This is a genomic window from Pseudoalteromonas sp. Z1A6 (assembly GCF_011378745.1).
GTDB lineage: Bacteria > Pseudomonadota > Gammaproteobacteria > Enterobacterales > Alteromonadaceae > Pseudoalteromonas > Pseudoalteromonas arctica.
This window is the reverse complement of the sequence record NZ_WTKW01000657.1, coordinates 1-871: the sequence shown is the minus strand read 5'-3', so window position 1 is coordinate 871 and position 871 is coordinate 1. Positions and strand designations below refer to the sequence as shown.

General features: G+C 33.3%; 1 protein-coding gene. It reads right to left on the bottom strand.

Features of this window, described 5'->3' with window-relative positions; translation table 11 throughout:
• Positions 1-694: Cache 3/Cache 2 fusion domain-containing protein (locus tag GQR46_RS20170; RefSeq protein WP_206009733.1), on the bottom strand; the 694-nt coding region annotated here is incomplete at its 3' end.
• Positions 695-871: the final 177 nt, after the last annotated feature.

The window sequence follows — 871 nt, the reverse complement described above, 5'->3', positions numbered from 1 at the left end:
AAACAAATAAGTTACCGCTTTCTTCAATTACTATTTTATTAACAGACCCTCTAAGAGATGCCAGTGCGTCGTTTATATTAAAACCTATGTATAAAATACCAATTACTTGGTTTTGTTTATTTTTAATTGGTTGGTAAACAGTCATGTATTCGTTACCGAATAATTTAGCATAGCCTTCATAGCTTTGACCGTTCATAAGAGGTTGATAGCCTGGGTGGTTTTTTCCTAGGTAAGTACCAATAGCGCGTTGTCCATCACTCTTTTTTAAAGAGGTAGTAATACGAAAAAAATCATCCCCATCTCGCATAAATACCGTGGCGTTACCTCCGGTTAATTTAGCGTAATTTTCAACAATATCGATATTGTTATTAACTTGTTCGTTATCATGTAAAAGAACGGGCACCATAGTATCTACGACCAATACCTTTTGATCGCTTTTTTTAAATTCACCAGGGTACATACCTTTAAATACAGTGGCATTACGCTTTGCTATTGCCAGCAGGCTGTCGTATTGAAGTTCTAAAAGATCTGAAATAGCCGTTATTTCAGATTTTATTGCTGTTTCACTTTTTTCAGAAAGTGTATTAGCCGAAATTAAATAGGTAGATAGCCCAACTAAACTAAATACACATAGCGTTAAAGTGAATGCAAGCGCACCAATTTGTTTTGATATTGACCAGTTTTTATAGCTCATACTTCACTCCAGAGAAAGACGGTATTTATGCGTGCTAAGTTTAATTATAGGCATTTTAAGTTGTTTTATTTGATGACTCGCTAGTAACGAACTTTGCCTGATAATCAATTTATCATATAAAACAAACAATACATTAAATGATAATAAAAAATTAATAGTTTGTGACGAAAGTGTTTT